Origin of the sequence: Christiangramia aestuarii (genome assembly GCF_009735585.1) — a bacterium.
In the GTDB taxonomy this organism is placed as follows: Bacteria; Bacteroidota; Bacteroidia; order Flavobacteriales; family Flavobacteriaceae; genus Christiangramia; species Christiangramia aestuarii.
In genome coordinates, this window is record NZ_VJVW01000004.1 from 103,728 (window position 1) to 128,317 (window position 24,590).

Here is a 24,590-nt window from a genome sequence, read left to right on the forward strand (position 1 = left end):
ATTAATTTGATTTCACTTTATTGACAGGTTGATTTTCCTTGGGATTGGTCTTAACAAGCTCATCATCGAACAGCATTCTTACCGAGGGCGTATACACATCGTCATATTGGCCTTTTTTAACCGAAATGATAAAAGCGACAAAGAAGATGATGGCTACAACCACACTAATAGCCAGTAACATGTAGATAATGCTCATTATTCTTAAATATGGGTGTAAAAGTATTTCCCGGGCTGCGCTCAAAAAATGACAATAGTCAGCTTTGAGACCTTATTTCAGATTTTTTTGCAATGACCTGAGTGGCGAGGGTGGTAAAAACAACAATGCTGATGGAGCTGAGGGGCATTAAAATGGCTGCCACCACCGGCATAAGGTCTCCGGAAACCGCAAAACCAAGACCTATGATGTTGTAACACAGGGATAGCAGGAAGCTCAGGTTGATGATGGAGATCGCTTTTCGAGAAAGTTGGAAGAATTTTCCAAGATCCCGAAATCGTTTTGCATCCAAGATACCATCACAGGCAGGTGAAAATACATTCACGTCTTCTGAGATTGCTATCCCAACATCGCTCTGGGCCAGAGCCCCGGCATCGTTAAGCCCGTCTCCTACCATCATCACTTTTCTACCCCTGGATTGAAGCTTTTTAATGAACTCAAGTTTGTTCCCAGGTTTCTGGTCAAAAAACATTGAGGTTCCTGCCGGAACTATTGTGCCCAGCCTGTCCCTTTCGCCATCATTATCTCCGGAGAGAATGATAAGTTCCTGGTCTTTTGAAAGCTCCATTAATAGCTCCGGAAGTCCCTCACGATAAGAATTATAAAAACTGAAGCAGCCTTTGTATAGATCGTTAGAACTGATATAAACCGAGGTCTTTTCTACTTTGTTTTGTAAAGGGCTAGCCGTAGCCTGATTGGAATCGCACACGAAACTTTGTGAACCTATCTTTAGTTTAAGGTCCTTATAAGTAGTTTCCAGTCCTTGCCCGGTGAATTCAGTGAAATGCTCTGGAGTTGAAATATTGTTATTATCCAGGATATTATAAAGGGAACGGCTCAAAGGATGATTGGAAGCCCGAAGGCTGCCTCCCAATAATTGCTCTTCTTCTTCTGTTAGTTCCAGCCCCTCATATTCTATCCTGCTACGGTCGTTCTGGGTAATGGTACCGGTCTTATCAAAAACCACAGTATCTACCTGGGCTATTTTTTCGATAATATTGGCGTCTTTCAGGTATAATTTATTCCTGCCGAAGATCCTGAGCAGATTACCAAGGGTGAAAGGAGCGGCCAGGGCAATTGCGCAGGGACAGGCGATAATAAGAACCGCGGTAAAAACATTCCAGGCCCTGGCCGGCTCATAAAATATCCAGAATACCCCGGCGACAATGGCTATACCAAGGACCGCATAAGTAAACCTTTTACTTATCTGGTTGGTAAGATTCTGAAAGGCAGAATTCTTATCCTTACTAAAGACCTCATCGCTCCAAAGCTCGGTAAGGTAACTCTGCTGTACCGGTTTAAGGGCTTCTACCTCTATGATTCCGCCCTGCTGCCTGCCACCCGCAAACAATTTATCCCCGCTATTTTTTTCAACCGGTTCTGCCTCTCCGGTAACGAAACTATAATCTATCCTTGCCTTTCCCTTTATCAGGATCGCGTCCATGGGGATAAGCTCCTCATTTCTAATAATGATCCTGTCTCCTTTCTGGATCCTATACACCTGCACCTGCTCTTCTTTGATCTTTCCTTCTTCTGAAAACAAGCGGGTAACGGCAATGGGAAAATAGGATTTATAATCCCTTTCAAAAGAAAGAAAGGAGTAGGTCTTTTGCTGAAAGAACTTACCCAACAGGAGAAAAAATACAAGTCCGCTAAGACTATCAAAGAAACCGGTGCCCTGGTCCAGGGCGATCTCTGCCGTGCTTCTTAAGAAAAGAACGGTGATCCCCAGGGCAATGGGCACATCGATATTAAGTATCCCCGACCTTAGACCTTTCCAGGCCGAAATAAAGTAATTTTGTCCCGAATAAAATACTACCGGCAGGGAGAAGCTGAACATAAGCCAGCGAAACAAGTGTTTGAATTGCTCCAGCCAGAACTCTTTGATCTCGAAATATTCCGGAAACGAAAGAAACATGATATTTCCGAAAGCGAAACCAGCTACGCCCAGTTTATAGATTAGGCTTCGGTCTATCCCTTTTTCCTTTTCCTCGAAATTTTCCAGAGAGATATTAGGCTCATAGCCAATCCTGGCCAGTAATAGCACCAGCTCCTTAAGTTGTATCGCTTCCGAAGAAAAGCTTATCCTAATTTTCTTTTTGGGAAAGTCTACCTGGGAACTTTTAATGCCTTTATGAAGTTTGCCTAGATTCTCCAGGATCCAGATGCACGAACTACAATGTATGGAAGGAATATAAAAAGAAACGATCTGTGTTCCTGCATGGTCGAACTCCAGCAGTTTTTCAACGATCTCGGTATTCTCCAGGTAGTTGAATTTACCATCGTTATACCTGGGTGAAGTTCCCGGAGCATTTTCCAGTTCATAATAATAGGTAAGATCACTAGAATTTAGGATCTCGTAAACCGTTTTGCATCCTGAACAGCAGAATGACCTCTCATCGTAGGCTATAGTTTCTTCCCGGCAATGCTCGCCGCAATGGTAACACGTCATATCTTCTCCTATAATATAAGAACACAAAATTTCGGGAATTGAGCGGCCCAAAAAATGACTCTCGTCATAAAAGCCCTGAAAATACTGGCAATACAAGATTTCGGAAATCTTCTTAAAAGTGACATTCATCATAATTTAAAAAGCATCCCTGCTGCAACTTTGTATCATACAAAAAGTAATCGATATGAAACCTTACAGCAACTTTAAGATGATAGCATGTGTACTTCTACTAAGCCTGGGAGTTAATGCTCAATCTTACAAACTGGACAATGAAACCTCTAATCTAATAATCGAAGGGACCTCGAATATCCACGACTGGACCATTGAGGCCGAGAATACCAGCGGTAACCTTACTGCTGAATTCGAGGAAGGCTTTCTGGAGTCCATCAGCAATCTTGATTTCAAGGTAAAGACTGAAAGCCTGATGAGCGGGAAAAGCGGGATGGACAAGAATACCTATAAGGCTCTTAATACAGATAAATATAAGGAGATCGCTTTCAGGCTGAAAGATGTTCAGAAGATCGAAAAGGCTACTGCAGATTCATATAAAGTGAAGGCAAAAGGCAGCCTGGAGATCTCGGGAACAAAAAAGGACATAGCTCTGGATTTCGACCTGAAGAAGAACGGGAACAAGATAGTGCTAACCGGAGATCATAAACTGAATATGACCGATTTCGGAATAGAAGCGCCCACTGCACTTTTTGGAACTATCACTACCGATGAGGACGTGATCATAAAATTCGAATCACATTTTAAAAATTAGAAAATCAACCCTTTAAATAACAATAAAATGAAAACTACTACCAAAATATTCGCAACCCTGCTAATGGCCCTGCTTGCATTACCGGCCATGGCGCAGACTCAACGTGACCTTGATAACTTCCGTTATCGTGATCAAAGAGGAATTAACCAGTTTGAAGCTCCTAAAGATACGGTCTCTACTTTTGAGGGACTGCATGTAAGAGTGGGCGGTGCTTCTACCCTGCAATTCCAAGCCTTAACCCAGGAAGGTGAAGGTCCAGTACCATTACAGGAACTTGGAAGCAACTTTAACCTGGCAACTGCCAACCTTGACCTTGACGTGGCACTTTATGATGGAGTTAGAATGCACTTAAGAACTTACCTTTCTTCTCAGCACCACACCGAGGCCTATGTAAAGGGTGGATATATCCAGATAGACAAACTCGACTTTATTAAGGAAGGTTTTGCTGAAGGGCTTATGGACCACCTAAGGATCAAAATTGGTCATATGGAGAACAACTATGGAGATGGTCACTTTAGAAGAACCGATAACGCCCAGGCCATTTATAACCCATTTGTTGGTAACTATGTAATGGACGCATTCACCACCGAAGTTGGTGCAGAAGTATACTACTTCAACGGTCCCTGGTTAGGAATGGTAGGTTTCACCAATGGTAAATTGAACCAGAACGTAACCGATAAGGACCAAACCAGCCCGTCTTTCCTTGGTAAACTTGGATATGACAACCAGGCTGAGGAAGGATTGAGATTCAGATTAACCGGTTCTGTATTCCACAGTGCCCACAACGCTGCCAGGGGAGTATACCTATACCGTGGTGACCGTGCAGGATCTCGTTACTACTCTGTAATTAGCGAAGAAGGCCGTGAGGGTAACAGTGACGGATTTAGAGGTGGTATGGTTGTACCAGATTTCCAAAACGAAATGACCTCTTTCATGATCAACCCCTTCCTAAAGTATGGTGGACTTGAGTTCTTTGGTATCATTGAAACAGTTACAGGTAAGGATTCAGACGAGTCTAACACCAGAACCTATAACCAGTTCTCTGGCGAGTTACTGTACAGGTTTGGGAATGATGATGACTTCCACATCGGTGCTCGTTACAACACCGTAAATGGGGACCTTGAAACCGGTGAAGACATAGATGTAGATCGTTTTCAACTTGCTGCCGGATGGTATATGACCAGGAACATTCTAATGAAGGTAGAGTACGTAAATCAAAACTACAACGGATATCCGTCAACCGATTACCATCACGAAGCTAAATTTGATGGCCTTATGCTGGAAGCAGCGATTAGTTTCTAAAATTTGAATAGCAGTTTCGGGTAGCTTTCTTAAATTCAGATTTAAGCTTTGCTACCCGAAATATTTTCTGACTATCTCAAAATATCTTGATCATGAAAAGCTTAATCACCATTATCTTTTTACTCACAGGTCTTGCCGGCCTTAGCCAGAAAGATCTTGAAAAAATGGAAATCAGGATACTTCCGGAGAGTGAACTTATCATTGCCGGGAGCACCAATGTAAATACTTTCAATTGCAAATTCGATATGGATCTTATTTGCGACTGGAACAAAATACAGTTCAACCGGGAAGACAAATTTCTCATATTTAATGACCTCATCCTTCCCCTTAGAACCGATGGCTTTGATTGTGGAAATAAACGAATGAATTCAGATTTCCAGGACTTGCTTATGTCTGAAAGTTATCCTGAAATAAGGATCAGGATTGAAAAAATTGAACTTTTCCATGGAGATTTTAATAAAGCTTACCTGAAGGTGGAGCTTGCCGGAAAAACCAGGGATTACGACCTGCCCGTTTTGGTTTCTAAAGATCATTTCAAGGGAAAATTCAAAATGAACATTCGTGATTTTGGCCTGGAACCTCCTAAAAAAGCGCTCGGGCTTATCGAGGTTGATGAGATCATTGAGGTGATCTTTGACCTTAAGCTGAATCAAAAATAAGACTGTGTTGTCTCCCCTGTTTTATAAAGGAAAATCCAATCAAAAAATTCTATGAAAAATTTAAATATCGTTTCAGCTCATGAGGCTGTAAGCAAGGTTAGATCTAACCAAAGAGTTTTTATACAGGGAGCGGCCATGACGCCCAATGTGCTTATCGATGCTCTTTGTGAAAGATACAGGGAACTTAAAAACGTAGAGATCATTGAGATCCATACCGAAGGAAATGCTCTGTATAGCCAGCCTCCATATCATGATAGTTTTAGCATTAACACCTGTTTCGTTGGAAGTAATGTAAGGAGCGCGGTAAACTCCAATTTCGGGGCCTATATCCCGATTTTTTTAAGCGAGATACATGTACTTTTCAGGAAGAATATCCTGCCTCTTGATGTGGCCTTTATCCAGGTTTCCCCGCCAGACAAACACGGCTATTGTTCCCTGGGAGTTTCAGTAGATATTACCCTGCCGGCCATACAAAATGCCAAATTGGTGATCGCCCAGGTGAATCCACAGGTACCCAGAACTCACGGCGACGGGGTGATCCATATAAGTAAGATAGATGCTGCCATAGAAGTAGATCTACCCATTTTTACGTCCCATCTTAAAGAACCCACCGAAATCGAAACCCATATAGGCCAACATGTAGCCGGACTGGTTGAAGACGGTGCCACCCTGCAGATGGGGATTGGGGGAATTCCAAACGTGGTCCTCAACAACCTGATGAACCATAAACGGCTGGGCATACACACCGAAATGTTCTCTGACGGGATCCTGCCCCTAGTAGAAAAAGGAGTGATCACCGGCGAAGAGAAGGAGATAAAAACGGGAAAACTGGTTACCTGTTTCGCGGTTGGCTCGCCCAAATTATACGATTTTGTAGATGACAATCCCCTGGTGCATTTCAAGGAAGCTGCCTATACCAACGATACGGCGATCATAAGAAAGAACCCAAAGGTGACCGCGATCAACTCTGCTATCGAGATAGATCTTACCGGCCAGGTTTGTGCAGATACCATTGGCAAGATCCAGTATTCCGGGGTTGGTGGACAAATGGACTTTATTCGTGGTGCCTCCCTTTCAGAAGGCGGAAAGGCGATTATCGCCATGCCTTCGGTAACCAAAAATGGCGTTTCCAAGATAGTTCCTTACCTGAAAGAAGGTGCCGGGGTGACCACTACCAGGGCGCACGTACATTATATCGCTACAGAATATGGTGTGGTCAATCTCTTCGGAAAGAATTTGAAACAGCGTGCTGAGGCGCTTATCTCCATTTCTCATCCAGATCACCGGGAAGAACTTTCCAGACAGGCTTTTGAACGACTGAATGTCTAAAAAGGCTGTTCTTAAAAGGACTGAAAGCTGAGATTCATCATATTTTAAAATGGCTTACTAGCCTAATTTTGAAGGGTAATCAAAAAACCTAAAAAGATGAATTTCTATCAAAAACAACTTTCAGAATTCACCCGTGATTTTTACGCAGGAGCTTCAACTGGTATCATTGTTTCCAGCTGTATGGGCTCTATTGCCGCCATGCTGGTTCTTATGAACGGTCATGGATTAATAGACATGATACAGCTTGGGATTATCGTGGTAGTATGTATGTGGTTCAATGCCTCTGTACTTGCCCAGTTAAAACCTAAATTTGTATTCAATTCACTAATCCTGAGCCTTGCCGTAAGCACTACTTTTATCCTGCTTAATATTTTATAGATATGCTGGTAGACCTTAAGGAAAGAGCCGATATCAAAAGACTTGTAGTAAGTTTTTACAGCAAGATCAGAAAAGACAGAAAAATAGGTTACTTTTTCAACGATACTATCCATAACTGGGAGGAGCATTTCGAAAAGCTCACCGATTTTTGGGAAAGTAACCTTTTCTTTACCGGTACTTACCTGGGTAATCCTGCCCGTGCCCATATAAAAGTAGATATGGAGCACCAGAATTCCATTTCTGAATATCATTTTGGCATCTGGCTTAATTACTGGTTCCAGACCATAGACGAACTCTTCCAGGGTGAAATGGCCGACCGGCTGAAGCATAACGCCCGCAAGATGTCTACCCACCTATTCCTGAGAATTTATCAGGCGCGTAAATCGGCTACATCAAATTAATTCTCCCCTTTCACTCAGCTCCAAAATAAAAAATGCCCTTTAGAGGCATTTTGCATTTCAACTATTTTACTTTACTTCAAATTTACCTGTGATAGACAAAGATCGGAATCTGTATATCCATATTGGCAGAAAAACCGTGCTCATTATGAAGCAACCGGTCGCAGATACTAAGGTTCTTACCCAGGATAAAGATGATATCGAATTCCTTCTGTATATCCACGAATAGCTTTTTGGTAAAAGCCACCGGCGTTTTAAATGGCATAAGCCCGCTTGAATTTTCAGGATATTCCACATCACCATCCTTGATCTCGAGCAGGGTAAAATCTGATTTGTCTAGGTAATTAAGCTCATCAAAAACCTTTTTCTGCTCGGTTAGGGAAAGTATGGAACGATCTACAGGGAAAACCGCCTTTTTTGGGGTCTCATATTTGCAGCCCGCAGGCACGGCAATGATATTGCATTTTATCTTTCTCACCACGTCATAAGCATGGTCACCCAGAATGGGATGGGTATGCTCGTCCTGGCTGGCCGCCCCGATAAAGATGAGGTCGATCTTTTTTTCTACCAGCGCCTTTCTTACGGCACTAATGAGATTTTCTGAAGATAAAATGGTGTTGAACTTATGCTCCTTGTTAGCAGAATATTTCTTCAGTTTTTTCGCATCTAACTGAAGCTGGCCTAAGGTGGAAACCACCTCATTCTGTAAAACATTACTGGCCGACCTGTTAAAATCAAACGTCTGAATGTTCAGTAAATAAAAATTCGCTGATGTTTTTTGTAAAAAATCAGCGGCGTATTTACCTGCGTTCTCAGAAGTCTCCGAAAAATCTGTCAGAATTAAAACGTTCATGGATCATCACTTAATACCACGAAATTAGGCGAAGAATACCTCTGAAAAAATGATGAAAGTCAGTTCTTAAAGATTAATTGAAATACCCCGTTATTTTACCATTTTAAGGGCTTCAGAATCCATGAGTTTTATATTTCGCCCTTCGATCTCGATAAGGCCTTCCTTTTTGAATTCAGAAAGTGTCCTGATGAGACTTTCCGGGGCCATTCCCGCTACTCCGGCAAGGTCTGCCCGGGAGATCCTGATGCTTTTAAGGGGATGTTTCTTGATCCTTTCGGCAAATAGAAGGATGGTATTGGCTGTCTTTTTCCGAACCGAGCCGTAGGCCATATCCATCAGCTGCTGCTTGAGTTCAGAAAGGTTATTGTTAAGTACTTCTACCAGCTGCATGGTGATCCTGGGATTTCCGGCCAGGATCTTCTGGAATTCTTCCCTGGAAACGGCGTATAACTGGGAATCTTCCATTGCCGTAGCATAATCGTCGTAGGACGAATGCGGGTCGTTGGCATGGTTTCCAAAAAAGTCTTCTTCCTTATATAGTTCTGTGATAAGCTCTTTCCCCTGGTTATCCATCCTATGGGCCTTGACCACGCCTCTTTTTACCAGGTAGAAGAAATTGGCGTGCTTGCCTTTTTCATAAATGGTATCCCCTTTTTTGAAATATAGCAGTTCATGCCGGGCGAATATTTTCCTTAGATCGTCCAGATCTTTAAGCTTTTCATCCTTTTTTGGCGCTGGCTCTTCCTTACGGTAAGACTTAAGAATCTCCATTTTTGCCAGCCTGCTTTCGATCGCGCTTAAAAGCTCGTCTTCCTCAAAAGGCTTGGTAAGATAATCATCTGCACCCAGGTCCATTCCCTTCCTGATATCCTTATGCTCTGTTTTTGCTGAAAGAAAGATGAAGGGAATATTAAGGGTTTCAGGATCCTTGCCCAAAACCTCTAAAACCCCGTACCCATCGGTCTCTGGCATCATGATATCGCACACGATGATATCTGGCACCTCCTGTTTGGCCTTTTCTATACCCAGTTTACCGTTCCTGGCAGTGATCACCTCGTAATTGGAAAGTTCCAACAGTTCTGCCGTGTTCTCCCTTACCGTTGCATCGTCTTCTATTAGCAATAATTTCTTCATAAAAGCAGTGTAATTCTTTAAGATTTATTCATGGGAACCTTAACCCTGAAGGTGGTGCCTTTGTGCTCTTCACTTTCGAAAGAAATGGAACCACCCAGGTTTTCCAGGTGGGTTTTCGCAATGTTCAACCCAATTCCGGTTCCCTGGTCCAGCAAGGCATTCTCTGCCCTGAAATATCTCTCGAAGATATGTTTCTGGTCTTTTTCGGGAATTCCCCTTCCCTGGTCTTCCACTTCAAAATAAATAAATTCTCCGTCAAGTTCAAGCCTGAATTTAATGAGGGTATTTTCAGGCGAATACTTGATGGCGTTCCCTAGTAAATTTGATAGAATAAGTTCCAGGATCTTCTCGTCCATAAACAACTCAACATCTTCCACATCCCTGGGATAGATGATCTCCTGCCCATCCTTTAATGTGATATTGGCATTATAGACCACCTCGTTGATAAGCCGTTTCAGTCCGAAATTTGAGAATTTATACTGACCTCGGCCACTATCCAGTCTTTCTATAGAAAGGAAATCATTCAGGATATTATTAAGATAATGTACTTTGTTCCTAATGGTTACCAGGTGCTTTTCCCTTTTCTCCTGCTGCTCTTCCCTGGTGTATTTCTCGGCAAGGGTAGCCGAAGTGAGTATACCGCTAAGCGGAGTCTTGAATTCATGAGAAACTAGGGAAAGGAACTTTGTCTTTAGTTCACTTAGCTCCTTCTCTTTCTGCAGGGCATCCTTGATCTTTCTTTCAGCCTCTTTCCTGCGAGTGATCTCCTCTTCCAGTTCGAGGTTTAGATGCTTCAGGTTTTCGACACTTTCCTGAAGTTCACTGGTTCTAAGCTTTATCTTTTCTTCGAGTTCAGAATTTAGTTCCTTTATCTGCCTTTGAGCCTCTTTTCTAACGCTGATGTCTATAACGAGCGACATCACGTAATCTTCTCCATCTATACTAAATGGGTTCAAACCGGCTTCAACCGGGAACAAGGTACCATCTTTCTTTACCCCATGCAGGTCACGCCCGTGGCCCATTTGCCGCTTTTCGCTATGCTCCAGGAATTTGTTAAAGTGGCCGTGATGGCTGTGATGGTACTTTTTCGGGATAAGCAAATCCAGGTGCCTGTTATCGAGTTCTCCCTTTTCGTATCCGAACATTTCTTCGGACGCCGCATTGGCCACCACTACGATCTGTTTGGAATTCACCACGATGATCCCTTCAGACGCCGACTGGAATAGCAGATCGAAGAAATTTTTATTTTCAAGAAAATTATCCTGCAACTAAGTAATGTTTAATGGTTCCTAAAGGTAAAATCTTTTTTTAAAAAGCTAAGGAATCTTAAACATTTAGTCTTCAGAATTGGGAGAATAATCCTCGTAAAGATCATCGAAGGTCTTTTCTGTGGAATATTTATCGGTGAGAATTTTATAAACAGTGATCAGTAAAAAAAGCTGGCCAAAACACATCAGATAAAAAAGAAATCCAAACGGAAAGTCCAGCGCGGCGAAGATGGTAAGCAGCACCAGGATAAATGTGGTAAAAAACAGCAGCCCTATTCCTGTTATTTTCATTTTTTATTTATAATTTACTGAATTCCAGTATCAACCACTCTTAACTTAACGCTAAATATTCTTGTAATATCCATAAAATAATGACTGCGGTCATATTTTTCTGGAGAAGGAATAAATAGATTTGATTAATAAATCCTTACGTCATGAAAACTATTCTCGTTCCCGTAGATTTTTCAGAACAGTCTGAATATGCCCTGGAAGTAGCGGCAAGTATCGCTAAAAAACAAGATGCCGAAATCGTGGTTCTCCACATGATGGGGATTCCCGATTCTTTCCTCACCAAGGACGAGAAACAGGAAGTTTTCAATGCCATCTATTTTATGAAGATCACCAGGCAGAAGTTCGAAAAGATGCTGGACAAGGATTACCTCGAGGGAATAGATGTGACCCAGGCAGTGAAAACCCATACGGTCTTTTCAGAGATCAACGAAGTTGCAAATGAATATGAGGCAGAACTCATCGTAATGGGTTCAACCGGTGCCTCTGGCGTTAAGGAGGTTTTCGTGGGTTCAAATACAGAAAAAGTTGTTCGCACCGCTGATATCCCCGTGCTGGTAATTAAGGAAAGAATACATGATTTTAAGATAGATAAAGCTGTATTCGTAACCGATTTTGAGCTGGACACTCTTAATGCCTTCATCCGGGCCAGGGAGTTCTTCAAATTATTCGGGGTAGAACCTGAGGTACTTTATATCAACATCCCTGAAAAATTCATGAGTACCCGCGAGATGAAACTCAAGGCCTATAATTTCCTGGTAGATGTAGGTATGGACAATAAAAAGTTCAAGGACAATATCGTTCTTTATAATGATTATACTGCCGAGAAAGGGATTTTCGAGTACTGCGGTGAAGCCGGGGTGGATGCTATCGCCATTCCCACTCACGGCCGCAAGGGAGTAGGCCATTTCTTCCTGGGCAGCATGGGCGAAGACATCGCCAACCACGCCAGTATTCCCGTGGTCACTTTCAAGATCTAGGCACTAGAACATAAACAAACCCAGCTCGTAATGAGGATACTCTTCGCAATATTGCTTTTGTTGCATTTACTCATACATCTGCTGGGATTTGCCATTTCAAAAGAATGGATCACGGGACCGGAAAGTCTTAATATTTCTAGTGAACAGGGAATTCTCTGGCTTATCGTTTCCACTCTGCTTCTAATTATCATTTTTCTTTTTATCCTGCGGAAACCTGCCTGGATCATCCTGGGTATCCCGATGCTTATTACCTCCCAGGTTTTGATCATCCTCAACTGGAATGAAGCTGCCACCGGAAGTATAGTGAATTTCGTGATCTTCCTGGTGGTCATTTTTTCGATCTTCAGCTGGAATTTTGAAAATTCGTTCAAGAAGGACAAGATAGCGGCCATTCGGGAAAACCCGGGCAAGCAAAGGCTTATTTCCAGGAAGGATATCGAGCATCTTCCCGGCATTGTTCAAAAATACCTGCATTATTCAGGATTCGTGGGAAGACCCAGGATAGAGAACGTACAGATAAGGTTTAAAGGAGAAATGCGCGAAAAAGGCAAGAGCTGGTTCAATTTCAGGGCTGAACAACTGAATACTGTAAGAAAACCGGCGAGGTATTTTTTTATGAAAGCGATCTTTAAGGGCATTCCCACCAAAGGATATCACAGGTACGACGGGCATACGGCCAGTATGAACATCAAGCCATTTTCGCTATTTAGCATCGTCAAAATACAGACCGAGGAGTTACTGGTGTCAGACATGGTCACCTATCTCAACGATATCTGCCTGTTCGCTCCGGGCGCCCTTATCGAAGATCATTTTACCTGGCAGGAGATGGGCGAAAATACGGCCAGGGTCATTTTTACATATAATACACGTTCGGTTTCTGCGGTGCTGGAAATAGATGATTCCGGGCAGCTGATCAATTTTTTCTCTAATGATAGGTATGATATCAATAAGAACCAGAAATTCATGTTCTCTACCCCGGTGGCAGAATACACCAATTTTGGAGATTATAAATTAGCCGGATATGGTGAGGCCATCTGGCATTATTTTGAAGAAGATTTTATGTACGGAAAATTTTACGTCAAAAAAGTGAAATTCAATATTTCAGCCCAGGACTAAAAAGAATTCAGGGCGATCTCCACCATTTCTCCCAGTTTTTGCTCTCTCATATCTGCTGAGATCTCTTCCCCGTTCACAAGGGAGTCTGATACGGTTAATATAGAAAGTGCCCGCACTCCAAACCTGGCCGCGAGCGTGTAGATACCTGCCGTTTCCATCTCGGCACACAGCACCCCGTGATCTGCCCATTTTTTATAATAATCTGGATCTTCGTCATAGAAAATATCTGAAGAAAGCACGTTACCAGCCTTGAAATCTATTTCATTCTTCCTGGCGTATTCCACCGCCTTCATCAATAGCTCGAAATTTGCCGTTGGAGCGAAATCTGCGCCATTAAAGGTCATTTTATTCAGGGAGGAATTCGTGGAAGCCGAAATCGCGATGATGATATCCATAAGTTTCAGGTCTTTCTGAAAGGCTCCCGCACTGCCAACCCGAATAAGGTTCTTTACCCCATATTCGTTGATAAGCTCGTGGCAATAGATCATGGCCGAGGGTATGCCCATTCCGGTTCCCTGTACAGAAACCTTTTCCCCATGGTAGGTCCCGGTAAAACCCAGCATCCCACGTACATCATTATAACAAATACTGTTTTCGAGATAGGTCTCAGCGATCCATTTTGCCCTTAGCGGGTCGCCGGGCAGAAGAACAGTTTCGGCGATCTCGCCTTTTTTAGCTTCCAGGTGAATACTCATAGTTATAGCTGGTTTATGAAATGATCTTTATTCCTGAAGAAGTTCCAATTCGGGATACTCCCAGGTCTATATATTCCCGGGCGGTAGCGGCATCACGTATGCCACCGGAGGCCTTTATCTTAATTTTACCTTTTACAACCTTTTTCATTATCTCCACATCTTTTAAACTGGCACCCCTGGTTCCAAATCCGGTAGAGGTCTTAACATAGTCGGCCCCTGCTTTCATGACCAGTTCGCTCGCTCCGGCTATTTCTTCTTCATTCAGGTAACAGGTTTCAATAATGACCTTCAGGAGATTATTCCCTATGGCCGTTTTAATGGTAGCGATTTCGGTGAGCACAGCTTTATGCTCCCCATCCTTAAAAAGGCCTAAGTTCATTACCATATCTATTTCTGAAGCACCCTGTGCGATGGCAGCATCGGCCTCGACCATTTTAGATTCCAGGGAAGAGGCTCCCAGCGGAAAACCTATGGTCGCGGCTAATTTTACACGGGAACCTTTTAGGGTTTTGGCAGCTAATTCTACCCTGCTGCTGTTCACACAAACCGCGTAGAATTCATGCTCGATGGCTTCCTCACAAAGCTTTTTAATTTCCTCTACCGTGGCTGTGGGTTTAAGCAGGGTATGATCTATATATTCATTTAATTTCATCCTGAAGTATTGAATTTGAAAACTCAATTTACGATTTCTGTCTTCAAATTAAACCGTCATGGAAAACAATTGGGTTTCAGGTTGATTTCTTTTCAATCTCAGGTCAAAGGCCATGCACACATTCCTAACGAAGGGCCTTCCTTTAGTGGTGATCTTTAAATAATTGCTGTCTATTTCCACTAGTCCGTCATTTTGCATTTCCTTTAGCTGATTTAATACTCCTGGCAATTCCCTGAAAAAATAATTGCGGGTATACCAGGAGGTTTTAAGATTACACATAAGGTTTAGAATATGTCTTCGTATCACCAGGTCTTCAGTGCTTAGAATATGACCGCGGTAAACAGGGAGGATATTATTCTCCAGCAGGTGCTGGTACTCCTCTACCCCTTTCACGTTCTGGGCAAAGCCATACCAGCTGTCGCTTATTGCCGATACTCCCAGGCCAATCATGGCCTGAGTTTTGGAAGAGGTATATCCCATAAAATTGCGATGCAGCGTTCTATTTTCGGTTGCCCGGAAAAGAGAATCGGTCCTGAGGGCAAAATGGTCCATCCCTATCTCGATATAACCCGCTTCTAGCAGCATCTGCTTTCCAATTTCATACTGGGCTCTTTTTTCTTCAGCACCGGGCAGGTCTTCTTCGTTGAACCCACGCTGGCCGTTACCTTTTATCCACGGCACATGGGCATAACTGTAAAATGCGATCCTATCTGGTCTTAGCTCTAAGGTTCGCTCTATAGTGTGAATAATGTGTTCCCGGGTTTGAAAAGGAAGACCGAAAATGATATCATGACCTACGGAATTAAAGCCGGCTACCCGGGCCTCTTCCGTAGCTTTTTTTACATTTTCAAAGGACTGAATCCTGTTGATCGCCTTCTGCACTTCAGGGTTATAATCCTGAACCCCGTAACTTACCCGATTAAAACCATAGCCGGCAAGATTTTCCAGATGTTGCCGGCTGGTATTGTTTGGATGCCCTTCAAAACTAATTTTAGCATCATGATGTTTCCTGGCCAGGCTAAAAATACCATTAAGCAACAGACCCAGGTTTTCAGAAGAAAAAAAGGTGGGAGTACCACCCCCAAGATGTAGTTCTCTTATCACCGGGCGCTCAGGTAATAGCTGGCAATACATCTCCCATTCTTTTAGCACCGCCCGCAAATACGGAAGTTCTACCTTATGATTTTTGGTGATCCGCTTATTGCAGCCACAAAAAGTACACAGGCTTTCACAGAACGGGAGGTGAACATAAAGGCTTATACCTTCAGAAGAATTGCTTTGTTTAAAACTTTTCTGCAGGGAATGCTGCCATTTTTTTGAAGAAAATGTTTCATTATCCCAGTAAGGAACGCTTGGGTAACTGGTATAACGGGGACCCGGGATATTGTATTTATTGATCAAAGATGAAGACATCATTATTTCTGAATTTGCTTCCAAAAATATTCCGGCCTTTGGGAACGAAAAATGACTATCGTCAGATTCCGGGGAGATTGATAAAATGAAAATCCTGAACCGAATATAATCCTAGCAAAACAGCAGGGTTTATAGGAAATGTCTTATTTTTGAAACTATCTTAAGAATTTTTCATAGTTTAGGATAGCGTCGCAAAAAATTTCGTAATGAAAATATATGAAAGCGAATTTCTCAGGGTATGTTTTGAGAAAGAAAATAATTGCTTTGTAAGTTACTGGAAAAAGTCACCTCCTTGTTTTGAAATTCTTCAAAATGAATTTATAGAATTCACCGCATTTTACAAGGAATACAAACCCACTAAAACCCTCTGGCTACAGCAAAATTTTCGATTACCCCTTAATATGGAAATGCACCAATGGGTAGAGGAGCATGCAAACAAACCCTGTAAAGAATACGGAAATGAGAAAGTAGCTTTTGTAGTAGGTAAGGACGTATTAGCACATTTAAGCGTTATGAGCTTCTTCAATGAGACAAGATCTGTTTTGTCTCCAGTTCATTTCGCAACCGAAAAAGAAGCAAGACAGTGGCTTAATGATGAAAAAAATCTTCCTAAAGGAAACGGAGAGGTTAAGATACTTTTTGAAGGAGTGGATGAGGAAGGAAATTCCATCATCAAGATCAAAAGGTCTTCCAGCGATATCACCAACACCATTATGTCTTTAAAAAATCTGCTGGAAGAGAATAATTTTATAAAATCTAATATTTCCAAATACAGCAGGCTCACCAGCAGGGAAAAACAGGTTATGCAGGTATTTTCCAACGGACTGCGCCAGCAGGAAGCCGCAGACGAACTTTATATTTCTGTACAAACCCTGCGCACTCACTGGAAAAATATCAAGAGGAAACTTGAGATAAAATCTATGGCCGAAGTCATTAAATATGTGAATGCCTTCGATATGAAAAAGGTTAACTAAGGGCCAGGTTAAAGCTCCAGTTTTTCAAGTTGAACCAACCCGGTTCCGGTAACAGATACAGAGATCCAAAGCTCCTTCTCCCCCGCCATAAGATTTGAAATTTCCAGGTTATCCAAAGAGCCTATAAGATGAACCCCTTCTTTGGCTTCCAGTTTATCTTCCAGTTTTTCGTTAAGGGAGGCAATCTTTTCTTCCAGATGCGGCAACAGGTCGAAGTTCATTTTCTTCTTAAGCTTTGTATACATCCAGTTATTAATGAGCTTTTCCAGCAGCTGGTCTGTCAACCAGTTATTGGTCTTCCCGTCCACTTCAAAATCCTTTAAGGAAATATGCTGCTTCTCACGATCAAGATACAGGGCCGCGTGAAAAAGAACTTTGATCTGCTTGTTCTTGAAAAGGCTGGTAAGGGTTTGCAGGTTGATATCCAGGCAAAGATCAAAATCTTCCTTATCGCTCTTACTAATAGATACGTCCAGGATCTGGGCGTAATTAGATTTTCCGGTTTCAGAATCTCCCTTGCTTATGATCTCTCCTACCAGCTTTTGTTTTAAATATTTATCGAGGACAATATAATCAATGATCACCGGGATGGTGATATTGATATTCTGGTCTACAAACTCCCTGCTTACATCCATGGTTCGTTCAAGTTTTAATCGATATCCTTAATCGGTATCGGTGTGATTTTTCACCTTTAAATTCAAATATCCAAACACTAAATTGATTATAAGAACAAATGAAGTAAAAATTAACAAAGGCAGGTACAGGCCAAAACCAGCAAAACAACCCGCAGCAGCACTGCACCAGATAGTTGCGGCTGTAGCCAGGCCTTCCACTTTTTCCCCTTTTTCGCCGTGCAGGATGACACCAGCGCCTAAAAATCCAACGCCAACAACTACCTGGCCAACGATCCTGGTCATATCGGTTCCTCCTGAATCTACGAAAAGAAGAGAAATAATGATAAAGCCCGATGCTCCCAGTCCCACAAGCATATTTGTTTTAAGACCGGCCGGTTTTCCCTTGAATTGTCGTTCCAGGCCCATAAGTAGTCCGGCGAAGGCTGCCGCCCCGATCTTTAGAAGAAATTCTGAAATGTCTATTTCCATCAGAACATATTAGCTTTTTAAAGCTAAGAAAATATGCTCATACTAAAGCAGAAACAAGACCTATAATTCTGATTTACAAAGGAATAAAACAGCTTTAAAAAACAAAAACCCCCCAGCAAGCTGGAAGGTTTTGTGTACTTATAATTCGTTGTCCGGTATAAATAAATCATTTCTACCCTACATAAAATGACCTACTAACAGAACTTTCAGAATTACAACACTAAATTAGGCATTAACTTAATTTTATGAAATACCCATAAAAGGGTATTTTTTATAGTATTTAAAGTGTAGAAAATACATTTAAACACCCACTAATTCTAAGATTTTAAGTAAAAATACATGCATTCTTTCAGACCTGTTCAAAATTTGATCCACCCGTTAAAAGTAAAGTTTGTTTTACTTTTTGTAAAATAAACCAAACTTTTATATATATTTGTCAAGTAACCTTTACATCTATTTATCTATTATGAAAAAAATTGAAGAAAACTGGGAGTGCAACAGCAGGAAATCTAACCTGAACCTGGCACTCTGGACGGGCGCCTGGGTAATCAGCATGGCCATTGCTAGCTTTGGTCCAAAATTCATTTGGAATGAAAATGAAAGCATTAGTATTATTGCGATCCTTATTAACCTTGGATTTGGTATTGCTTTAATTTTAGCTAACCGGAAGCATCTGAATGGCCTTGACGAATTACAACGTAAGATACAGCTGGAAGCCATGGGAATTAGTTTAGGAGTGGCCGTGATCTTTGGGCTCAGCTATTCAATGTTGGACACCACTAACCTCATTAGCTATGATGCCGAGATATCTCATCTGGTGATCCTGATAAGTTTAACTTATTTAGGTGGAATTATAATTGGAAACCTTCGTTACCGATGAAAAACAGGATAAAAGTACTACGGGCAGAAAAAGATCTCACCCAGGCCGAGCTTGCAAAACAGCTTTCGGTTTCACGCCAGACCGTAAATGCCATTGAAAAAGGAAAGTTTGATCCCAGTTTACCCCTGGCTTTTAAATTATCCAGCCTTTTTGGAAAGTCCATCGAGGAGATCTTTCAGAATGAGGAATAGAAAAAGGGGCGGAATCCCTACAATTTCCTGCCCCTTAATTTTTAACTAAATTCTGATTCAAATATATTCCTACTAATCTGGTATGATTAACTCTATGAAAAATAATATTAGCTTATTCCAACAATCCCTAATTCAAAGGGGAAACTATTGAGAATTACAGGAATAATTAATAGTTTTTCAGAATATTCTTACATAATTTCTGAATCTGGTGGAATTTATTAAAACCCGGGACGACCAATGAAAAGGGCTTAATCAAATACCTGTCTTAGCAATTAATAATCTTGGGGGTGAGCAACTTTCTAGAATTGAAGAAAATCCAATTCACCATGTTTCTCATTTTCCCCTCCGGAAGAATCATATAAATTCGAACCTTCCTACATTCCTGAGAGTTATTCAAATATTTAATTAAGGAAATTTATTTCCAAATCTTCTGTTACTTTTGGTTTACAACCAGGCAGGTATATTTTATTGTGATGTTCCTGAAAATCCAGCTTCCAAAATGAAAGTAACCAAAAACATTTTCTTGATCCTTGGGCCGTTATTATTTCTATTCCTGCAGTTTATTGGAGGACCTGATGGAATGCCCGAGCCTGCTTACGATGTGCTCTGCGCGACCATCTGGATAGCATTATGGTGGGTGACCGAGGCGGTTCCCATTGCCGTTACCGCCCTGCTTCCCATCGTTCTGTTTCCGCTTACCGGTGCCCTGGACCTTTCCACTACCACTGCTTCCTATGGTCATAAATATATCTTTCTTTATATGGGTGGTTTTATTATCGCCGTTGCCATTGAGAAATGGAACCTGCATAAACTAATAGCCCTCCATATTATCAGACTTATCGGCACTAATGTGAAGAACATCATCCTGGGCTTCATGGTCGCCACCGCCTTCCTTTCGATGTGGATCTCCAATACGGCTACATCGGTTATGATGCTTCCTATTGGTATGTCTATAGTATCCCAGTTAAAGGATAACCCATCGACTGTAATGAACGAAAATAAGATCTTTGGAAAGGCCCTCATGTTGAGCATCGCCTATAGTGCTTCAATTGGAGGGATCGCGACCCTGATAGGAACTCCTCCTAACCTTGTCTTTGCTGGATATATTCAGGAGGTTTATAATATTGACATCTCCTTTTTCCAGTGGTTAAAATTCGGTCTTCCCATATCGATCATTCTGCTTATCATCTCCTGGCTTTACATTACCAATATTGCATTTAGCTTTAAACAAAACCAATTCCCAGGGGGCAGGGAGGAAATTGAAAAACTAATTTCAGAACTTGGTCCAATGAAGCGTGAAGAGAAGATCGTTTCAATTGTTTTCGCCATCACAGCCATTTGCTGGATAACCCGATCCTTTATCCTGGAAAAGTTCTTACCCGGAATAGACGATACCATCATTGCCATGGTTGCTGGCATCACTCTATTTACGATTGGTTCTGGAACGGAGGGAAAACGTATTATAAACTGGAAAGAAGCGGTAAAAATGCCGTGGGGAATTATTCTGCTTTTCGGGGGTGGCATGGCCCTGGCCTCAGGATTTGAAGTTACGGGCCTGGCAGAATGGTTTGGCCTCCAAATGACCCTACTATACGCTCTTCCACTTCTGCTTCTGATTCTTATAGTGATTTTTAGTGTGAACTTTATTACCGAGCTCACCTCAAATTTAGCCACCACAGCCATGCTGTTACCAATCCTGGCCCCAATTGCGATAAAATTAGACCTTAATCCTTATATGCTGCTGGTGGCTACTACCGTGGCAGCTTCTTGCGCCTTTATGCTACCGGTAGCCACACCGCCAAATGCGGTGGTTTTTGGTTCTGGATACCTGCGTATTCCAGATATGGTTAAAACCGGGATCTGGATGAACCTTATTTCCATTATCCTACTTACCGCTATGGTCTACTTATTATTACCCTACCTGTGGGATTTCGAACCTTTTGGATTTTCAGAGAATTTTAAAAAAAGTACACCCTGACTTAAAACCCAGTTACTAGATTTTCAGCTTACCTGTATATAAATGATGATAATATTCTTCTAGGCTTTTCAACCTAAATACAAGCTAAAGTCCTGAAAAACAGTTTTTTGTTTAAAGTTTAGTTAATTTTATTAAACAAATTTATACTTATTTATATATTTGTCTCATAATCAAAAACTTATAATTATGAGAACTACTGTTACCATTAAGAATTCAATCCTCAAAAGCCTGTTACTGGCCATCGTTTTTGTTTTCGCATCCTGTGAAACCGAAAGTCCTTCTGAGGCTGAACTATTATCTTTAGACGCGCATACTTCACCAGCTGCCCAAAAAAGTGACCAATCTATTGTGGAAATCGCCAAGGCTGACGGAAGGTTCACCACTTTATTAGCCTTACTTGAACAAACCGGATTAAAACCTATTTTTGAATCTGGAACAGATCAGTATACCGTTTTTGCTCCTACAGATGATGCCTTCGCCGCGTTTTTGGCTGCAAACCCCAATCTGGACCTAACAGATAATGCCCTGCTTACCGCGGTCTTGACTTATCATGTTACTGAAGGTCGAAGATTCAGCAATAGTGTTCTAGGTAAAAAGAATCCAAAAACGATCGAAACACTTAACGGAGGTTATATTTATGTAGACAATGATGGAGGAATAGACACCAACGATGAAGACATGTTAGCAAATTCGAACATTCTTGTTGGAGAAGAACTTTTCGACATTGCCGCAAGTAATGGAGTTATCCATGCGATAGATGCTGTACTCGTCCCTACAGAGTAATCATCTAAGCCTACAGTCATGGTAACAATAAAGCCACTCAATTGAGTGGCTTTTTTTATTAGGTGATGTATTGATCAGGCATACTCTGTACGCACCAACTCATTGTTCTCGTAATATTCAGTTCTTTCATAATTACCATTATCATCATAAAATTCAATTTTGATGAGTGCGTGGTTAGGATCCCTGAAATCGATCTGGTAGCTACCACTTCTGTCCAGGTGCCAGATCTTTAGTTCTCCGTAGCCTTCTTCATCAAAAACTGCAATTTCCTGTAGCCAGTCCTGGTAATAGGTATAAACCGTTTTATAATCTCCGTTAGGATAAAATTCTACATATTCACTGCGCCAATCTCCGCTCATAATATTGTATTGAACGAGTTTCTCCTGCTCATTATAAAAATCTTCCCTTGAATATAACCTGTTTTGATCAAGTACTAAAATCAAAGTATTTTTTTGCTGAAGGGTATTATCTTCCCTATACATATATTCACTCTTAATATTCCTTTTATAGGGTCTAAGCTGTTTTGTAATGGAAAGCTCTCCAAACTCATTATATGTGAATTCGTATCTTATTTCCAGGTCGTCTAATTCTGTAGATGTTTCAGAAGAATACCTGTTATGAATATTTACATTCCCATTTTCAAGTCTTTCAAAAGTCTCCCGATATAAAAATTCTCCTGTTACAGCAAAGGTTTTTGATTCAACTACATGTCCGTTTGCATCTATTCCATCAAATGTCGTGAAGGAAACCAGGCCTCCATCTATTGAATAATTTTTAAAGCCGATGGCCTTTCGCTCCTCTGTGTATAGTATCTCTTTTTTTATAGTAAAAGCAGGCTGTCCTAACTCATATTTTGTGATCTCTATTATTAATGGATAGCCATCTTCCAGATATTCGGTATAAACAAATTCAGCGGAAACTCTCTGTGGGTGGTTTTCATACCTGATAGATTTCAACAGCCTGCCCTCATCATTGATCTGATGGTCCCAGGTTACGCTAGTCATTGGTTCAAATGGATTCACCGTACTTTCTAATACGGGAAGTAAACTGGTATACAGCTGAAAGTTCTCTCCAAGTGTTTCAGCCAGGTGAGCCGCCGCTTGTTCCGGGAAAACTTCATTAAGCTCTATGCCGGTCTTTTCACGCACTTTTTTAACTATTTCAAGGATATTGGCCGTGGCATTTTCTCTTCCGCGAAGGTGTGAGTCCTCAAGAGCGTCGATTATTTGTGGTTCCAGTTTGATCCCGTTCTTTGCATCACCGTCTATATCTAGGGTTTGTAATAAAGCGGCCATATATTGTACTTCCGGCGTATTTATATTTGCCTTGGGAATTCCGACAATCGAAATAGGTGTAAGTACAGGTCCCGCTTTGGAATCACCTAAAAAGTGATCTCCCAGGTAGAAGCTTACCTTTTCACCGGGTAAATAATTGAATTCTCCTTTGGAGTTTGTATAACCACTTTGTGTTGCGGTCTCAAAATAGAGCCCCTCGACGGCGCTATCTAAAAAAACTCCGGTAAGCAATGCAGTTTCGGAATCCCCGGGTAGCTCACTTAAAGAATTATCGGCGGTACAGCCACAAAATAAAAGCCCTAATAAGAACATCAGGGACTGGATAAAATTTCTCATATTAATTGGATTTATTGAAATAGGATTTATTGACATAGTTGATTGTCTTTAAACCTATTAAAAACAAAAACTCTCCAAAATACCCATTGCTGGGTATATTATAAGAATGGTTTGGCCGGCATTCCCGTACAGGTTTTTGAATGGATTTAAAAATCTTAAAGCTGAAGGCCTCGAACGAATTTTAACTAAAAGGCCATTTCTTCTTAAATTGGTTCGGGTATTCATAGCCCGCCGAAATTAATCGGCTTCAGCATTATAATGTGATCGAATGGTTTCTTCTCCGAGCTTTAAGAATCGTGCGGCATTACCGTATAAGATCGCTTTTTTTTCTTCCTCCTTTAAAAATGGAGCTTCTTTGATAGCATCTATACTCATTGATATGCTCTGCGGCCATTGCATCTGGTCTGATCCATACATGATGCGATCTGCGAATCCCGCATCTACCAGCGCTTTTAGGTATCTGTAAAAATCAGCTTTTGGACGAACCCAGTTTATTACCGAAATATCCACATAAACCTGAGGATGTGCATACATCAAACCTATCATTTCATCCAGAAATGGCCAGCCGGCATGGCAAACAAAAATCCTCAGATCCGGATGATTAATCAAAGTTTCCTCCAGTAGAAGGGGATTGCTATCGCTCATTCGGTAGTCTTTCATCCCCATATATGCAGCTCCCGGAGGTCCTAGGCCCATATGCAGACCAATTGGTATATCTAACTCCTCGGCAAGGGCGAAATATGGTTCTAGACGCTCGTCTGTAGGATCCATACCAAGGTACTGAGGGCCAGCTTCAGCAAAAAGCTTATAATTTTCATCTTTCACTTTCGCCCGGAGGCTATCCAGATTTTCGTTTCCCATCAGGCCAAAACCTTTAATGATAAGGTCTGGAGCCGAGGCTTTATAAAGATGATCTTGGCTTCCGCTGGTCACGGCGAGGACTACATTGTTTTTCTCATATTCCTCTAATGTTTTTGCCCTTAACTCTTCACTTGTTTCCGGAGCCATAAATCCGGTCACCGGTTCCAAAGGAGGGAGCCCTCCCACCGGATGCGCATGCATATGCATGTCTATGACGGGTTGAACTTCCTGCCCTATTGTTTGGAAAAAGATTGAAAGAAAAACTATCAATAGTAATTGTATTCTCATAATCGGT

General features: G+C 41.6%; 26 protein-coding genes. 13 read left to right on the forward strand and 13 right to left on the reverse strand.

Translation table 11 applies throughout. The annotated features are described in order from the left end of the window. Nucleotide 1 precedes the first annotated feature (1 nt). Both ccoS and FLP08_RS10860 read right to left on the reverse strand, forming a co-directional pair. Nucleotides 2-196 (reverse strand): cbb3-type cytochrome oxidase assembly protein CcoS, encoded by a 195-nt coding sequence (gene ccoS, locus FLP08_RS10855; RefSeq protein ID WP_156276768.1) that lies wholly within the window; start codon nt 194-196, stop codon nt 2-4. 58 nt (nt 197-254) lie between these two features. Beyond that, entirely contained in the window at nt 255-2,666 is a 2,412-nt protein-coding gene (locus FLP08_RS10860) for a heavy metal translocating P-type ATPase (RefSeq protein ID WP_156277180.1), read from the reverse strand. Between the two features lie 184 nt (nt 2,667-2,850). On the opposite strand from FLP08_RS10860, the gene FLP08_RS10865 reads away from it, so the two are divergent. The 6 genes from FLP08_RS10865 (at nt 2,851) to FLP08_RS10890 (ending at nt 7,498) form a co-directional block, all read left to right on the forward strand. Continuing rightward, a complete protein-coding gene (locus FLP08_RS10865; RefSeq protein ID WP_156276769.1) occupies nt 2,851-3,429 on the forward strand; it encodes a YceI family protein in 579 nt (192 codons plus the stop codon). Nucleotides 3,430-3,456: 27 nt separating this feature from the next. Then, complete coding sequence (locus FLP08_RS10870; protein WP_156276770.1) at nt 3,457-4,731, forward strand: hypothetical protein; 1,275 nt, start codon at nt 3,457-3,459, stop codon at nt 4,729-4,731. A gap of 92 nt (nt 4,732-4,823) precedes the next feature. Continuing rightward, complete coding sequence (locus FLP08_RS10875; protein ID WP_156276771.1) at nt 4,824-5,390, forward strand: YceI family protein; 567 nt, start codon at nt 4,824-4,826, stop codon at nt 5,388-5,390. A 51-nt stretch (nt 5,391-5,441) separates the two neighbouring features. After that, the gene (locus FLP08_RS10880; protein ID WP_156276772.1) at nt 5,442-6,719 is read left to right on the forward strand and encodes an acetyl-CoA hydrolase/transferase family protein; all 1,278 of its coding nucleotides are present in this window, start codon (nt 5,442-5,444) and stop codon (nt 6,717-6,719) included. Between the two features lie 96 nt (nt 6,720-6,815). Further along, entirely contained in the window at nt 6,816-7,097 is a 282-nt protein-coding gene (locus tag FLP08_RS10885; protein WP_156276773.1) for a hypothetical protein, read from the forward strand. Between the two features lie 2 nt (nt 7,098-7,099). Beyond that, the gene (locus FLP08_RS10890) at nt 7,100-7,498 is read left to right on the forward strand and encodes a group III truncated hemoglobin (protein WP_156276774.1); all 399 of its coding nucleotides are present in this window, start codon (nt 7,100-7,102) and stop codon (nt 7,496-7,498) included. Nucleotides 7,499-7,580: 82 nt separating this feature from the next. Here the strand turns inward: FLP08_RS10890 and FLP08_RS10895 are convergent, their stop codons facing one another. From FLP08_RS10895 to FLP08_RS10910, 4 genes are all read right to left on the reverse strand, one after another. Continuing rightward, nucleotides 7,581-8,348: a universal stress protein gene (locus FLP08_RS10895; protein WP_156276775.1), complete on the reverse strand. Its 768-nt coding sequence runs from the start codon at nt 8,346-8,348 to the stop codon at nt 7,581-7,583. Between the two features lie 90 nt (nt 8,349-8,438). Next, on the reverse strand, nt 8,439-9,482 hold the full coding sequence (locus tag FLP08_RS10900) for a response regulator (protein WP_156276776.1): 1,044 nt from the start codon (nt 9,480-9,482) through the stop codon (nt 8,439-8,441). Between the two features lie 17 nt (nt 9,483-9,499). Next, entirely contained in the window at nt 9,500-10,750 is a 1,251-nt protein-coding gene (locus FLP08_RS10905; RefSeq protein ID WP_156276777.1) for a PAS domain-containing sensor histidine kinase, read from the reverse strand. A gap of 66 nt (nt 10,751-10,816) precedes the next feature. Beyond that, complete coding sequence (locus FLP08_RS10910) at nt 10,817-11,041, reverse strand: hypothetical protein (RefSeq protein ID WP_156276778.1); 225 nt, start codon at nt 11,039-11,041, stop codon at nt 10,817-10,819. Between the two features lie 143 nt (nt 11,042-11,184). Here FLP08_RS10910 and FLP08_RS10915 point away from each other — a divergent pair, with 143 nt between their 5' ends. Next, nucleotides 11,185-12,018: a universal stress protein gene (locus tag FLP08_RS10915; protein ID WP_156276779.1), complete on the forward strand. Its 834-nt coding sequence runs from the start codon at nt 11,185-11,187 to the stop codon at nt 12,016-12,018. Nucleotides 12,019-12,048: 30 nt separating this feature from the next. Continuing rightward, nucleotides 12,049-13,134, forward strand: coding sequence for a DUF6544 family protein (locus FLP08_RS10920; protein WP_156276780.1), 1,086 nt, complete (start codon nt 12,049-12,051; stop codon nt 13,132-13,134). Here the strand turns inward: FLP08_RS10920 and deoD are convergent. Genes deoD through hemN form a run of 3 tightly spaced genes read right to left on the reverse strand, consistent with a single transcriptional unit; the run spans nt 13,131 to nt 15,894 of the window. Then, nucleotides 13,131-13,829, reverse strand: a complete 699-nt coding sequence (deoD, locus tag FLP08_RS10925) for a purine-nucleoside phosphorylase (RefSeq protein WP_156276781.1) — start codon at nt 13,827-13,829, stop codon at nt 13,131-13,133. The two genes, FLP08_RS10920 and deoD, sit on opposite strands and share 4 nt — an antisense overlap. Before the next feature lie 13 nt (nt 13,830-13,842). Then, on the reverse strand, nt 13,843-14,481 hold the full coding sequence (gene deoC / locus FLP08_RS10930; RefSeq protein WP_156276782.1) for a deoxyribose-phosphate aldolase: 639 nt from the start codon (nt 14,479-14,481) through the stop codon (nt 13,843-13,845). A 48-nt stretch (nt 14,482-14,529) separates the two neighbouring features. After that, nucleotides 14,530-15,894, reverse strand: a complete 1,365-nt coding sequence (hemN, locus tag FLP08_RS10935) for an oxygen-independent coproporphyrinogen III oxidase (RefSeq protein ID WP_156277182.1) — start codon at nt 15,892-15,894, stop codon at nt 14,530-14,532. A gap of 206 nt (nt 15,895-16,100) precedes the next feature. Between hemN and FLP08_RS10940 the strand changes: the two genes are divergently transcribed. Next, on the forward strand, nt 16,101-16,868 hold the full coding sequence (locus FLP08_RS10940) for a response regulator transcription factor (protein WP_156276783.1): 768 nt from the start codon (nt 16,101-16,103) through the stop codon (nt 16,866-16,868). 8 nt (nt 16,869-16,876) lie between these two features. Here FLP08_RS10940 and FLP08_RS10945 read toward each other — a convergent pair whose 3' ends face one another. Together FLP08_RS10945 and FLP08_RS10950 are read right to left on the reverse strand one after the other, a co-directional pair. Continuing rightward, a complete protein-coding gene (locus FLP08_RS10945; RefSeq protein ID WP_156276784.1) occupies nt 16,877-17,503 on the reverse strand; it encodes a DUF4403 family protein in 627 nt (208 codons plus the stop codon). A 27-nt stretch (nt 17,504-17,530) separates the two neighbouring features. Further along, complete coding sequence (locus FLP08_RS10950) at nt 17,531-17,971, reverse strand: MgtC/SapB family protein (RefSeq protein WP_156276785.1); 441 nt, start codon at nt 17,969-17,971, stop codon at nt 17,531-17,533. A gap of 466 nt (nt 17,972-18,437) precedes the next feature. On the opposite strand from FLP08_RS10950, the gene FLP08_RS10955 reads away from it, so the two are divergent. From FLP08_RS10955 to FLP08_RS10970, 4 genes are all read left to right on the forward strand, one after another. After that, nucleotides 18,438-18,851 carry a hypothetical protein gene (locus tag FLP08_RS10955; RefSeq protein ID WP_156276786.1) on the forward strand — a complete coding sequence of 138 codons (414 nt, stop codon included), beginning with the start codon at nt 18,438-18,440 and terminating at the stop codon, nt 18,849-18,851. Then, the gene (locus FLP08_RS10960) at nt 18,848-19,042 is read left to right on the forward strand and encodes a helix-turn-helix transcriptional regulator (RefSeq protein WP_156276787.1); all 195 of its coding nucleotides are present in this window, start codon (nt 18,848-18,850) and stop codon (nt 19,040-19,042) included. The genes FLP08_RS10955 and FLP08_RS10960 overlap by 4 nt, the downstream gene beginning before the upstream one ends. Before the next feature lie 499 nt (nt 19,043-19,541). Beyond that, nucleotides 19,542-21,020 (forward strand): SLC13 family permease, encoded by a 1,479-nt coding sequence (locus FLP08_RS10965; RefSeq protein WP_156276788.1) that lies wholly within the window; start codon nt 19,542-19,544, stop codon nt 21,018-21,020. A gap of 186 nt (nt 21,021-21,206) precedes the next feature. Beyond that, on the forward strand, nt 21,207-21,803 hold the full coding sequence (locus tag FLP08_RS10970) for a fasciclin domain-containing protein (protein WP_156276789.1): 597 nt from the start codon (nt 21,207-21,209) through the stop codon (nt 21,801-21,803). A 74-nt stretch (nt 21,804-21,877) separates the two neighbouring features. On the opposite strand, the gene FLP08_RS10975 is transcribed toward FLP08_RS10970, so the two are convergent. Beyond that, nucleotides 21,878-23,434 (reverse strand): hypothetical protein, encoded by a 1,557-nt coding sequence (locus FLP08_RS10975; protein ID WP_156276790.1) that lies wholly within the window; start codon nt 23,432-23,434, stop codon nt 21,878-21,880. A 237-nt stretch (nt 23,435-23,671) separates the two neighbouring features. Further along, nucleotides 23,672-24,583, reverse strand: coding sequence for an amidohydrolase family protein (locus FLP08_RS10980; RefSeq protein WP_156276791.1), 912 nt, complete (start codon nt 24,581-24,583; stop codon nt 23,672-23,674). Nucleotides 24,584-24,590: the final 7 nt, after the last annotated feature.